Raw genomic sequence first — 12,521 nt, 5'->3', positions numbered from 1 at the left:
GGATTGCGGTCAATGCATGGCTGCGGCGGATCTTATTCGGACTGAGACCAGCGTTGCGCGGCCGTTGCATCGGCCTCCTTGGCCTCGACCCAGCCACCCTCCGAGCCGTCAGCCCGATGCTCCTTCTTCCAGAAGGGCGCGCGCGATTTCAAATAGTCCATCAGAAAATTCGCCGCCTCGAACGCCGCATGGCGATGCGCCGAGGCTGCCACGACCAGCACGATGTTCTCGCCGGGCGCGATCTTCCCGTGGCGGTGGATGGCGGTGAGCCCCTGCAATGGCCAACGCTCGACCGCTTCAGCAGCGATGCGGGCGATTTCCGCTTCGGCCATGCCGGGATAGTGTTCGAGCTCGAGCGCTGAGAGCGCGCCCTGCTCGTCGCGGCAAAGGCCTGAGAAGGTCACCACGGCGCCGATATCGGCGCGGCCTTGCGTCAGTCTGGCGATCTCGGCGGCGACGTCAAAATCCTGGCGCTGAATGCGCACGACAGGTAAGACCCCGCCGCTCATGTCAGCCCCCGGTCATCGGCGGGAACAGCGCGATTTCGCGGGCGCCCGCGATCTTCTCGCGGTGCTCGACATGTTCCTGGTTGATGGCGACGCGGATCACGTCGGGATATCGCAGCGCGTGCTCGTAGCCCTCGCCGCGCGATTTCAGCCAGCGCAGGAGATCGGCGACCGTCTCGATGCCGGCAGGCAGGTCGACATCCTCCTCAGGCAGGCCGATGCGTTCGCGCACCCAGGCAAAATAAATGAGCCGGGTCGTCATCTCACTCGTCCATGATGTGCTTGAGGCCGGCGCGGAAATAGTCGTAGCCCGTATAGAGCGTAACCAGCGCCGCGATCCACAGCAGCACCAGCCCGGTCTGGGTGGTCAGCGGAAAAATCTTGTCGCCGGCCGGTCCGGCCAAGAGGAACGCTATGGCGACCATCTGGATGGCGGTCTTCCATTTTGCCAGCTGCGTCACCGGCACCGAAACTTTCAGCGCCGCCAAATATTCGCGCAGACCCGAGACGAGGATTTCGCGGCACAGGATGATGATCGCGGCCCACAACGACCAGCCGGCAATGCCCGCATGGCGATCGGTGTCGGCGGCCAGCAGCAGCAGGCAGGTGGCGACCAGCAGCTTGTCGGCGATCGGGTCGAGCATCTTGCCGATGTTGGAGGTCTGCTGCCAGGCGCGCGCCAAATAGCCATCCAGATAATCGGTGATCGAGGCGAGCAGGAAGATGATCAGCGCCGACCAGCGGGCAAAGTCGCTCGACTTCAGATGTCCTTCGAGAAAAAAGCATAGCACCACCAGCGGCACCGCGACGATGCGGGCGTAGGTGAGCATATTGGGCAGGTTGAACGCGCGCTTGGCCATATCTGGGAAACTCTTTCTGCCTGCCTACTCAAATCAGAAGCGAATGTAGGGGGTCAACAGGCGAGAATCGATTGACCAGACGAAAATAGCATCCTTGCTGTCAGCTCTCATGGAAATGATTGTAGACCAGTTTCGCCACCTGCTCGGAAATACCGTCGACTTTCCTCAAATCCTCGATGGCGGCGCGGCTGACCGCCTTGGCGGTGCCGAAGGCCAACAACAAGGCGCGTTTGCGGCCTGGACCGATACCGCTGATCTCGTCGAGCGGGCTCTTGACCATCTCCTTCTTGCGGCGCGCCCGATGCGAACCGATCGCGAAACGATGGACCTCATCGCGCAGCCGCTGGACGAAATAGAGCACGGGATCGCGAACCGGCAGCGAAAACGAGTCCCTGCCTTTGACGAAGAACCGTTCGCGGCCGGCGTCGCGGTCCTGGCCCTTGGCGATGCCGATGGCAACCACGCGGTCCTCGATGCCGAGATCCGAAAGGATCTTGCGCACCGCGGTCATCTGGCCCTGGCCACCGTCAATCAGGATGACATCGGGCCAGGCCGGGAAGCTGCCGGAGATATCGTCCTCCATATCGTCTGCCGAACCATCAACTGCATCGCCAGCCGGGACATCGCCATGCTCCTTGAGCAACCGCGAAAACCGTCGCTCCATCACCTCGCGCATCATGCCGAAATCGTCACCAGGCGTGATCTCGGTCGAGCGGATGTTGAATTTCCGGTACTGATTCTTCACAAAACCTTCCGGCCCGGCGACGACCATGGCGCCAACGGCATTGGTGCCCATGATGTGCGAATTGTCGTAGACCTCGATGCGCACCGGCGGCTTCGGCAGGCCGAATGTCTCGGCGAAACCCGCAAGCAGGCGTCCCTGGGTGGAGGTTTCAGCCAGCCGGCGTCCGAGCGCCTCGCGGGCATTCTGCAGGGCGTTGTCGGTCAGGTCCTTCTTCTCGCCACGCTGCGGCACGGAGATCGCGACCTTGCGGCCGGCGCGGGTGGAGAGCGCCTCGGCCAATAGTTCCTGATCCTCGACGCCATGCGACAGAAGAATGTTCCGCGGCGTCGGCTTGTCGTCATAGAACTGCGCCAGGAACGAACCCAACACCTCGGCTGCTTCCAACGCCGGATCGGCCTTGGGGAAATAGGCGCGGTTGCCCCAGTTCTGGCCGGTGCGGAAGAAGAACACCTGGATGCAGACCTGGCCGCCTTCCTGATGGATGGCGAAGACATCGGCTTCGTCGACGGTAGCCGGATTGATGCCCTGGTGGCTCTGCACATGCGACAGGGCCGCAAGTCGATCGCGATAGATCGCGGCGCGCTCGAAATCGAGAGCTTCCGACGCCTGCTGCATGGCGGCCGAGATTTCCGTCTTCACCTTTTGGCTGCGGCCGGACAAGAAGTCCTTCGCCTCATTGACCAGTTCGGCATAGTCCTGGTGCGAAACCTCTCCGGTGCAGGGGCCGGCGCAGCGCTTGATCTGATAAAGCAGGCATGGCCGCGTGCGGTTCTCGTAGAACGAGTTGGTGCAACTCCTGAGCAGGAAGGCGCGCTGCAGGGAGTTGATGGTGCGGCCAACGGCACCGGCCGAGGCGAAGGGCCCGAAATAATCGCCTTTGCGCGAGCGCGCGCCGCGATGCTTGTAGATGCCGGGCGAGACATGGTCGCCGGTCAAGAGGATATAGGGAAACGACTTGTCGTCGCGCATCAGGACGTTGAAGCGCGGCCGCAAGCGCTTGATAAGGTTGGCTTCGAGCAGCAGCGCTTCGATCTCGGTGCGGGTGACGACGAACTCCATCGTCGACGTTTCGCGCACCATGCGGCCGATGCGGGTGGTGTGGAAGCGGCCTTGCGCGTAGTTGGTGACGCGCTTCTTCAGGCTGCGCGCCTTGCCGACATAGAGCACATCGCCGGCAGCGTTCATCATGCGGTAGACGCCGGGCGCGTTGGGCAGCCGCTTGACCAGCGTCTGGATCACCTCGGCGCCGATCATGCCTTCCGCGTCGCCGGCATGCGGCGTCCAGTCGATGGCGGTGAAGGCGACATCGGGACCGACGGTTTCAACGATCTCCTCGACTGCCTCGTCCTCGACGTCGATATCGGGGGGCAGATCGTCGGCGCCGCCGCGCGGCTTGCTTTTGTGGTCTACGGGACTCATTCCGTCATGCCTGTCACATCGGGCGTCTGCCACGCAAGATGCTGCCGCCATCAAGCGCGATCATCTGGCCGGTGACCGAGCGCGCTTCCCAGAGATAGCGGATCGTGGCGCCGAATTCCGGCAAATCCGGGCCGCGCTTCAGGACCAAGCCATCGACTTGGGCTGCAAAATCGCTGTCATCCTGACGCGCGTTCTTCAGGGTCGGCCCCGGGCCGATGGCATTGACGCGGATGCTGGGGCCGAGCGCTTGCGCCATCATCTGCGTGGCCGTCCACAGCGTCGACTTGGACAGCGCATAGGAGAAGTAGCGCGGCGTCGGACGCCAGACGCGCTGGTCGATCATGTTGACGATCAGGCCCTCCTGCCCTGCCGGCAACGCCCGGGCGAAATTCTGCGCCAGGAGCGCGGGCGCTTTCACATGGACGGCAAAGTGCCGGTCCCAGGCCCGCCAGTCGAAATCCAGAACCGAATCGTCCTCGAACAGCGACGCATTGTTGACCAGCAACGGGATCGGTCCGAGCGCTGCTTGCGCCTGGCCGACGAGATCGTCGACGGCGTCCATATCGGTCAGGTCGGCGGCGACCACGGCGGCGCGGCCACCTCCGGCGATGATTTTGGCAGCCAACGCATCGGCCTCGATGCGCGAGCGGTTGCAATGGATGGCGACGGCAAAACCGTGCGCGGCGAGATCCTCGACGATCGCCCTGCCGATCCGCCTGGCCCCGCCCGTCACCAGCGCCGTGACAGTGGCTTTGCTCATATGGTGTCAATCCTCAATTTCGGCCCGAAAAAGCGGTGCCGGCGAAATATGGCCCGGCATGCGTTAAATGGTGTTCGCACCTTGGGCAGCATTGTGGCGAAACGGCCGTTTGGACATCCCGGCCCGCCCTGGACTCGGGCGCGCCCGACCGCAATATAGGGTGCTGGAGTCCTTGCACCAAGCGGTGTGCAGCGCAGCACGGGATGGTTCCTGCCATTTCGCTGTTGCGAAGATGCAACGTCAAGGTTCTGCCTCATTCGTGCCGGGGAATGACCCAAGTTCAGGTTCGCTTCAGCCGCATTTTGACACGACATTTGGAACCGACGAACGCCAGATCCGTTTCACCCCCCGGACGGGTAGATGGCGATCGTGAGAAACAAGCCTGTGTCCTGTGGCTTAAGGAGTAAAGAACAATGCAAGCCAATCTCAAATTCGCACGGCCGCTGGCCGTTGCGCTCGGCCTCTTCGCCCTCAGCGGAACCGCCTATGCTGCTGACGTGGTTTCGGAAGAGCCGCCGGCACCTGCGCCGATCGCTGAACTTCCGGTCGCTTCGTGGGCCGGCCCCTACGCCGGTCTCAACGTCGGCTATGGCTTCAGCGGCCGGACCAAGGAAAAGGATTTCGACGTTGAAACCGATACCAAGGGTTTCGTCGGCAGTGTCTTCGGCGGCTATCAGTGGCAGCAGGAGAACTTCGTCTACGGCGCTGAAGCCGAACTCGGCTACAACGGCGTCAAGGGCGACGACAACGGCATCGACTCCAAGGCCGGCTTTGAAGGTTCGCTGCGTGCCCGTCTCGGCTACGCGGTCAGCCCAGAAATCCTGCTCTATGGCACCGGCGGTCTCGCCGGCAGAAGCCTGAAGGTGGAAGACACCGTCCTTGGGGCCAGCGATCGCGCAACGATGCTCGGCTGGACCGCCGGTGTTGGCACCGACATCAAGTTGACCGACAATGTCTTCGGCCGCGTCGAGTACCGCTACACCGACTTCGGCAGCAAGAGCTTCGACGGCATCGGCAAGGTCAAGGCCACCGACAACCGCGTCACCTTCGGCGTCGGTATGAAGTTCTAAGTCGTTCAAGCCACGACACGAAAAAGCCGGGCCTCGCGCCCGGCTTTTTTTGTGTCTGAGTGATTTTCCCGGGTGATCGGGAAATCAATCCCGGGGCAATCGGCTATCAACCGGGAATGCAGGGCTTCAGCTCTGGAAACTTCTCGTCGAAGCGCGCAGCCCACCGTGTCAGCCGGGCGCGGCCCTTTTCCCATTTTCCGGCAAAGCGCAGCGAGAGATAGCCAAGGCAGGCGCGCAGCGCCATCTGGCCGGCGGTGATCTTCTTCGGCAGCTTCGGCGGGTTGGCGTTGAGCAGGTCGAGTGCCGCCGTGATCTTCGCCCACTGGCGATCGAGCCAAGGCTGATAGACCATCTCCTCGGGCCGCGTGCGCCGTTCATAGACCATCGACAGCGCGCAGTCGCAAATGCCGTCGGCCAATGCCTCCAGCACTTCCGCCTCGAGCCGCTTGTCGGGATTGCGTGGAAAAAGCGCGTTCTTCGACAAACGGTTGAGATGCTGGGTGATGGCGCGACTGTCATGGATGGAGCGACCGTCGTCGAGCACCAGAACCGGGATCTTGCCGAGCGGGTTGGCGTCGACCAGTTCGGCCGGTTTGTCCTCGGTTTTGACCGCCACCGTTTCGATGTCGATGCCGGCATAGGCTGCGGCCATGCGCACTTTGGAACTGTAGGGAGAGGTGGACGCATAGAGCAGTCTGGGCATGATCGGTTTCCTGTTTTGCAGGCCGGCAGTGTTGACCGATCAGGCGCGATCGAGCAATGGCCAGAAGCGGAAAACCCAGCCGCCAGCGAGCGGCGCATCGGCCAGGGCCGTTTAGCGAGCGCTCCGTGAAGACGGCGCTTCATCACCATGGTCGCCGAGTTGCCGGAATCGCAGGGATCGCTCAGCCGACAGGCAAGACCGAAGAGCCTCGCGCCGATATTTCATCACCCGCATGAATGACACAAAAAAAGCCCCACCGGACTTCGCCCTATGGCGAAGTCCTGGGAGCTGCGAAAAGATATCCTCCGTCCGCCTCTGTTCTCGCCTTCCGACTGCCTAAACAGCGAGCGGGGCGCCTGTCAGGCACCCGCCCTTGACTGTTTTGGCACCGCCCCGGCGAGGGAAGACGCGACTACTTCTTGCCGGCCTTCGCGGGCGCTGCCTTCGGCTTGGCCGCAGGTGCCGCTTTCTTCACCGGTGCTGAAGATTTCGCTGCCGCTGCCTTCTTTGCCGGTGCAGCCTTCGCAGCCGGCTTCTTGGCAGGTGCAGCCTTGGCAGGTGCAGCCTTGGCAGCCGGTTTCTTTGCAGGCGCTGCCTTCTTCGCTGCGGGTTTCGCGGCGGCCTTCGCTGCAGGCTTCTTGGCTGGTGCCGCCTTCGCCGCCGGCTTTGCCGCTGCCTTGGCGGGTGCTGCCTTCTTCACTGCCGGTTTCGCAGCAGCTTTCGCTGCCGGCTTCTTGGCCGGTGCTGCTTTTGCCTTGGCCGCCGCGGCCTTCGGCTTGGCAGCGGGTGCTGCTTTCTTCACTGCAGCTGCGACCTTTGCCGTCGCTGCTTTTGCGGGTGCTTTCTTTGCCGGTGCCTTGGACGCCGGCGCTTTGGATGACTGCTTAGCCATGCGATGCCCCTTCCTTTGTGCCGACGGCCGTAATGACCCGGCGCGCTCATGCATATCTGACTCGCGGCTTGCTAGCCAGCGAAGCAATAGACTGATTTTCGCAGCTTAAATTTCGGTTACGATCGGCACATGGTCGTGCTGATCGTCGCAGAAATTCACTGCTGATCTTCGACCAATGGCTAGAATGTGTCGCCGACATTCTCCGCACTCCGCGGGACCGCTCCTCTCGTGAAGCTCCCAAGATCAGTGAACAGCTTTGCGTGTCGATCGTCGGCCGCCGATATCATGACCGCCGCCTCATCGGTGCGATCATCTCGTGCAGGCGGACGATCTATACTGCAACGCGACAGCCGGTCGATGCATCGTCTTGTCAAGCACGATCGCAGACCGGCTTGCTCGTGAATTGACAGATAACTCTACGTAACAGAGTATTCTGCACAGCATGGGGAGTACTTCGATGTCGATCGCACAGAGGCAAACGGCGCTGCCGCCGTTCCAGATTGCCAAGACGGTCCGCCACGGCGGCAGCATGGTTGTCCGTGGCCTCCGGCTTGGCTGCGCCGGAGCCAATCGATGAGTGCCGACGAAATCATCCACCAGAGCACTCGGCTCAGGATCATGGCCGCGCTGAGCATGCTGGAAAGACGTCAAACGCTGGACTTCACCGGGCTGAAGGCCATCGTGGACGTCACCGACGGCAATCTCGGCGCGCACCTCGATACGCTGGCCAGGGCCGGTTATGTCGACATCGAAAAGCTGTTCGTCGGCCGCCGGCCGCAGACGCGCGTCAGGGCGACGATGAGTGGACGGCGCGCGTTCCGCGGCCACGCCGCATTCCTGCGCAAGATCCTCGACCAGGCCGAGGCGGCGCCGCGCAGGAAATAGCGTGGTGACCGGGCAATCCTGCGCGATCCGCAGTTCCGTCACGGCTGATAGCCGAGGCAGATGGCGCCGAGCGCGACGATGGCGCAGGCGCCGACCCGCCGCGGCGTCAGCACCTCGCCGAGGAACAGGCGTCCGATGAAGGCCGCGAAGACGACGCTGGTTTCGCGGATCGCGGTGATCGGACCTGCTGGTCCGAGCGCGAAGGCCGCGACCACGACACCGTAGGCCAGAAGTGCAAACAGGCCCCCGCCCAGCGCCTTCCAGGTTTCCGGCGCCCGCAGGTCGACTATGAGCCGGCCACGGCAGGCGACGAAGGCCGCCGGCAGCAACGCGCCGTAGATCAGCAGGACCCATGCAGTGTAGGCGCCGGCGTTTCCCGCCGCCCGAACGCCGAGCGCATCGACCGTCGCATAGGCGGCGATGATCGCTCCCGTTGCCAATGCATAGAATATCGATGTCGTGGCGGCCCTGCCCCGTCCGAGTGAAAGGCCCATGATGCCGCCAGCGACCAGCGCGACGCCGACGGTCTGCGGCAGAGTGAGCTGCTGGTTGGCCAGGAAGAACCCGCCGAGCGTGACAAGCAGCGGCACGCTGCCGCGAACGATCGGATAGACCTGCCCCAGTTCGCCATATCTGTAGGCGGCCACGAGAAACAAGCTGTAGCCAACCTGCAGGCAGGCCGAGAGCACGATATAGGACCAGGCCGGCGCGGCCGGAAGGTCGTGGAAGAAGGCGAAGGGGATGGCGAGCGCCGTGCTTGAAAAGCTCATGACGGTGACGGTCCACAGCCTGTCGGCCCCCGTGCGCAGGAACGCGTTCCAGCTTGCGTGCAGGATCGCCGCAAACAATGCGAGCCCGATGACCAGCGGGCTCATTGCGGCCTGCGCGAAGCAGCGACGATGCCCATGGCCGCCTTGCGGGCGTCGCGAATGGCGGCGTCGGCCTGCCCCATCTGCGCCAGCAAGGTCGCACCTTCGATCAGCATAAGCAGCGTCGCCGCCACGCTCTCGGCGCGGCCGCGCGGCATCATATCTTCGAGGATAGACCGCATGCGCCGCTTGAGGCCGTTCTTCTGCCTGACAACGGCCTTGAAAACCGGATGCCCGGGATCGCCGAACTCGGCCAGCGCATGTGCGAACAGACAGCCATGGAAATCCGGGCTGCGGAACCAGCGCCCATGCCAGTCGAAGATTCTTCCGATTTTCTGCTCCGGCGGAACGTCCTCTTGGGTGAGCCGGGCGAGTTGGCGGTCGAAACGCATAGCGCGATAGTCGAGCACCTCGACGATCAGTTCATCCTTGCTGGGAAAGTGGCGATACATCGTCATCTTGGCCACATCCGCTTCGGCGATAATCCGGTCGATACCCGTGGCATGGAAGCCGGCGCGCTTGAACAGCACGTAGGCCGTTTCAACGACGTGCTGGCGCTTGCCGGAAGCGGACGATGGCGTCATGGAGGCTACCTAGTAGTGAGACAGGTCTGTCTCATACCTATGCGACGGATCGCACCTGCTGTCAACGCGGCACGAAAAACGCCTGCAGCCATCAAGCCACAGGCGCGAAAGAGATTGGAAGGGGAGACCGGGTTTAGCGCAGAATGCGGCAGCGGCCGTTGTAGACCATCCAGCGGTCGAAGCCCGAGACGCAAAATTCGACATTGTCGCCGATCGAGGCAAAGCCCTGGCCTTCCTCGATCAGGTACCAGATGGTGCGATCGCGGCCGTCGGACAGACTGACGGTGGCGCCGCAATAACGGCGACCGATCGGCCAGGTATCGTTGGCCGCCAGATAGCGATGCTGGTGGATGCGCCGGAAATCGGTGATCTGCACGTCAGGCAGATGCGGCACGTGATGCACCTGATAGGAAAAGCGGCTGGTGATCTTGTTCAGTACCCAGGGCTGACCGCAGACCCCGCTGTCTTCATCGGAATAGACCGTAAGATCGGCGGCCTGCACGGTCTGGGTGATACCGAGAGGCGCGGCAAGCGGGGTGCAGAGCGAAATCAGGGCGGCAAGGGCGGATTTGGCGAAGCGAGTCATGGCAGCCTCTCAAGGTCGATTGCGCGCACTGTGCGGATTCGCTCGGCGGCGGTCAAGCGGTTGCGTTGACAATGGTTTCCCAGTTTGAAACCGCTTTTTGACCAAAGCCGAGTTTGCACGCACCGGAATGGCTCTGGCACGTTCATGTCCAGACCCAAGAGAGCACGGTCCCTGGGTCATCGATGAGCCCGCCTCAAGCCTGCTCGCCGGCCAGCCATTCCAACGACCAGTGCGCCGGCCGCCCCACCGCAAGCAGCCTGTGCAGGGCCGGCAGCAGCGTCCGCAGCTCGCCCTCCAGCGTGAACGGCGGGTTGACCACCAGCAGACCGCTGCCGTCGAGGCTGGGTTCCGAAGAGGCCGGCCTGATCTCGAATTCGATGTCGAGCAGCTTCGGAATGCCGGATTGCTTCAGCGCCTTGCGGAAGGCGATGATCGCCTTGCGGTCCTTGATCGGATACCAGAGCGCGTAGATGCCGCCGGGCCACCGCTTGTGCGCCCTTATAAGCCCGTCGACAAGGCGTTCGAACTCACCCGCTTCCTCGAATGGCGGATCGATGAGGACAAGGCCGCGCTTTTCCTTCGGCGGCAGATGGGCGCCGAGCGCCAGCCAGCCATCGAGCTCGATGATCCGGGCCTGGAAATCGCCGGCAAAGAACGTCCTCAGCCTCGCGGCATCCTTGGGGTGCAGCTCGATCGCCGTCAGCCGATCCTGCTTGCGCATGAGATGGCGCGCAATCAACGGCGAGCCCGGGTACTTCTGGATGCCACCCTCGGGGTTGAGCGACCGTATTGTCTCCAGATAAGGCGCGAGCAGCACCGCCACCGGCGCGGCAAACGAGGCATCGATCAGCCTGCCGATGCCGCCTTGCCATTCACCCGTCTTCTGCGCTTCGACGGACGACAGGTCGTAGCGGCCAATACCGGCATGGGTGTCGACGACCCGAAACGCCTTGTCCTTCTGCTTCAGATACTCGAGCAAGCGTGTCAGCACGACATGCTTGACGACGTCAGCGAAATTCCCGGCATGATAGGCGTGGCGGTAGTTCATGGTTTTGTACCGTTATGCACGTCGTTGTCCCAAACCGCTGCACACTTTTGGGCGACATGCATCAGCCCCTGCCCCAGCGCGGCGGTGGCGGCTGCGAGTTGGGATTTTCCGGCCGGCCGCCACGAGTGCGCAAAGTCAGCAAGAACCCGATCAGGCCGATCGCCATCAGCGCGAAGCCGACCGGCCGTGCACGGCTGTCGATCTCGCCGGCGCCGGAGCGCAGGATGAGATCGACCGCCCGCATCGGTATGTCGTCGGCATCACCCGGTCCGACGGTGAAGATGTAGGGACCCGGGCTGACGGTCGCGATCACGCCGGCCTCGTCGCGAAAGATCTTGTCGGGCAGTTGCGGGCTGGCCTGGCGAGGATTGTCGGAATGGTTGAACTGCAGCGTCGAGGCGAGCACCGTGCGGCCATTGCTTGCAGCGGTCAGCGTCAGCACGGTGCGCTGCTGCGAGACGATGCGCTCTGCTCTTGCGGTCAGGTCGACCAGCACCCGCACCGGCGCGTCGCGGCCGGAGAGCGGCACCGTCAGCGGCTTGAAGCGGCCCTGCTCATAGACCCGCCAGGTGCCGATCTGATGGCCGGAGAAGTTGCTCATCGCCCAGGGATAGACGACACCGATGCCGGCGCCGACGAGCAGGATCAGGACAAACAGAAAGCGCATTCACATCACCACATTCCATCGTGACCTTGCCAATAGCGCCCCAACGATCAAAAGGCGATGGCCAGCCGGGTCGCCACCCCAGGCGATCGAGTTAGACGTGCGCAAGTAACAACCCGGTGGCGGCGTGGCCGCGCGCCAGTGCGGAGTTCTACCTATGCGCTTAAAATTCGTTGCCGAAGTGGCCTCTCCTCCACTATGAAATGAACACGCGCATGCGCTTTTCGGCGAAATGGGCCATCGGCGCGCCTTGCGAACCAGAGGCTTTGATGCGCAAAGATCATGAACAGCGGCACCAAAAGAGGATGAAGTCAAAATTCGTTCCTGTGAATGAATTTGCTTACAAAGCTTTAGCCCTTGCCCTTCTTCCCACTATAGCCAGCTGCGGCGTGCCTCCGATAGTTCAAGCCCTATGGTATGAATATTCGCGCCCTGGAATTTATATTTGCACTCCGAGCGGTTTCGGGCAGCAATCTCGTTGCTATCTGAAATTTTCCCGTCGCTTGGGTCGTTAAATCCACTTTCGGCTGGATCCATCCCGACCTCGCCCTGAATTGCGCAACCCCTCATTCATGGCGATCTTGGCTGCCAAGCGCTGATTCGACATAACAAACAGCGTGTGGCGCCGACGGCCAGCGACCGACCCAATACGCTGATTCAAAATGAGGAACTGCTCTGGACATCTCCCGGTTCAGCTCGGGGCCGATGCCGGCCCGTGATTAACCATTCGCAAACAGATATGGTTAAGAAACATCTAATTTAGTTGACTATGATTTCCACAGGTATATTTTCGATGCGTTGGGATGTGCAATTTGGGCGAGCAATCGACGATGGTGACACCGAGCGTGTAATCGCGATTTCGGGGCGCAGAGAATGCTGAGTGGCAGCACGGAGGTTGTGTAGTCGCACCAGCTTCGCGAAAGCCAAAGA

13 protein-coding genes and 1 pseudogene are annotated in these 12,521 nt (G+C 62.4%); 2 read left to right on the top strand and 12 right to left on the bottom strand.

What is annotated here, in order from left to right:
• Positions 1 to 32 precede the first annotated feature (32 nt).
• From NKH06_RS21665 to NKH06_RS21645, 5 genes and pseudogenes are all read right to left on the bottom strand, one after another.
• Complete coding sequence (locus NKH06_RS21665) at positions 33 to 509, bottom strand: molybdenum cofactor biosynthesis protein MoaE (RefSeq protein ID WP_023812626.1); 477 nt, start codon at positions 507 to 509, stop codon at positions 33 to 35.
• A 1-nt stretch (position 510) separates the two neighbouring features.
• Entirely contained in the window at positions 511 to 768 is a 258-nt protein-coding gene (gene moaD, locus NKH06_RS21660; protein WP_023812627.1) for a molybdopterin converting factor subunit 1, read from the bottom strand.
• Position 769: 1 nt separating this feature from the next.
• Positions 770 to 1,366, bottom strand: a complete 597-nt coding sequence (gene pgsA / locus NKH06_RS21655) for a CDP-diacylglycerol--glycerol-3-phosphate 3-phosphatidyltransferase (protein WP_023673449.1) — start codon at positions 1,364 to 1,366, stop codon at positions 770 to 772.
• A 100-nt stretch (positions 1,367 to 1,466) separates the two neighbouring features.
• Positions 1,467 to 3,530, bottom strand: a complete 2,064-nt coding sequence (uvrC, locus tag NKH06_RS21650; protein WP_023812628.1) for an excinuclease ABC subunit UvrC — start codon at positions 3,528 to 3,530, stop codon at positions 1,467 to 1,469.
• Positions 3,527 to 4,290, bottom strand: a pseudogene (locus tag NKH06_RS21645) (SDR family oxidoreductase). Before NKH06_RS21645 ends, uvrC begins: the two are co-directional and overlap by 4 nt.
• 413 nt (positions 4,291 to 4,703) lie before the next feature.
• Between NKH06_RS21645 and NKH06_RS21640 the strand changes: the two are divergent.
• Positions 4,704 to 5,360: an outer membrane protein gene (locus tag NKH06_RS21640; protein WP_023812630.1), complete on the top strand. Its 657-nt coding sequence runs from the start codon at positions 4,704 to 4,706 to the stop codon at positions 5,358 to 5,360.
• A gap of 106 nt (positions 5,361 to 5,466) precedes the next feature.
• Here the strand turns inward: NKH06_RS21640 and NKH06_RS21635 are convergent, their stop codons facing one another.
• Both NKH06_RS21635 and NKH06_RS21630 read right to left on the bottom strand, forming a co-directional pair.
• Positions 5,467 to 6,063 carry a glutathione S-transferase family protein gene (locus tag NKH06_RS21635; RefSeq protein ID WP_031213750.1) on the bottom strand — a complete coding sequence of 199 codons (597 nt, stop codon included), beginning with the start codon at positions 6,061 to 6,063 and terminating at the stop codon, positions 5,467 to 5,469.
• 412 nt (positions 6,064 to 6,475) lie between these two features.
• Positions 6,476 to 6,955, bottom strand: coding sequence for a histone (locus NKH06_RS21630; RefSeq protein WP_081734982.1), 480 nt, complete (start codon positions 6,953 to 6,955; stop codon positions 6,476 to 6,478).
• A 573-nt stretch (positions 6,956 to 7,528) separates the two neighbouring features.
• Between NKH06_RS21630 and NKH06_RS21625 the strand changes: the two genes are divergently transcribed.
• Positions 7,529 to 7,840: a transcriptional regulator gene (locus NKH06_RS21625; RefSeq protein ID WP_023813791.1), complete on the top strand. Its 312-nt coding sequence runs from the start codon at positions 7,529 to 7,531 to the stop codon at positions 7,838 to 7,840.
• A 38-nt stretch (positions 7,841 to 7,878) separates the two neighbouring features.
• Here NKH06_RS21625 and NKH06_RS21620 read toward each other — a convergent pair whose 3' ends face one another.
• The 5 genes from NKH06_RS21620 to NKH06_RS21600 all read right to left on the bottom strand — a co-directional run bounded on the left by NKH06_RS21620 (position 7,879) and on the right by NKH06_RS21600 (position 11,594).
• Complete coding sequence (locus NKH06_RS21620; protein ID WP_023813790.1) at positions 7,879 to 8,715, bottom strand: EamA family transporter; 837 nt, start codon at positions 8,713 to 8,715, stop codon at positions 7,879 to 7,881.
• Positions 8,712 to 9,293, bottom strand: coding sequence for a TetR/AcrR family transcriptional regulator (locus NKH06_RS21615; protein ID WP_352442190.1), 582 nt, complete (start codon positions 9,291 to 9,293; stop codon positions 8,712 to 8,714). Before NKH06_RS21615 ends, NKH06_RS21620 begins: the two co-directional genes overlap by 4 nt.
• Positions 9,294 to 9,426: 133 nt before the next feature.
• Positions 9,427 to 9,879 carry a hypothetical protein gene (locus NKH06_RS21610; RefSeq protein ID WP_023813788.1) on the bottom strand — a complete coding sequence of 151 codons (453 nt, stop codon included), beginning with the start codon at positions 9,877 to 9,879 and terminating at the stop codon, positions 9,427 to 9,429.
• A gap of 193 nt (positions 9,880 to 10,072) precedes the next feature.
• Positions 10,073 to 10,927 (bottom strand): 23S rRNA (adenine(2030)-N(6))-methyltransferase RlmJ, encoded by an 855-nt coding sequence (locus tag NKH06_RS21605; RefSeq protein WP_128305672.1) that lies wholly within the window; start codon positions 10,925 to 10,927, stop codon positions 10,073 to 10,075.
• A gap of 61 nt (positions 10,928 to 10,988) precedes the next feature.
• Positions 10,989 to 11,594: a hypothetical protein gene (locus tag NKH06_RS21600; protein ID WP_352442189.1), complete on the bottom strand. Its 606-nt coding sequence runs from the start codon at positions 11,592 to 11,594 to the stop codon at positions 10,989 to 10,991.
• Between the last annotated feature and the right edge of the window lie 927 nt (positions 11,595 to 12,521).

The organism is Mesorhizobium sp. M1342, from assembly GCF_040317955.1.
Classification (GTDB): domain Bacteria; phylum Pseudomonadota; class Alphaproteobacteria; order Rhizobiales; family Rhizobiaceae; genus Mesorhizobium.
Note: the sequence above shows the minus strand (reverse complement) of the source record. Positions and strands in the feature narration are given on the sequence as shown.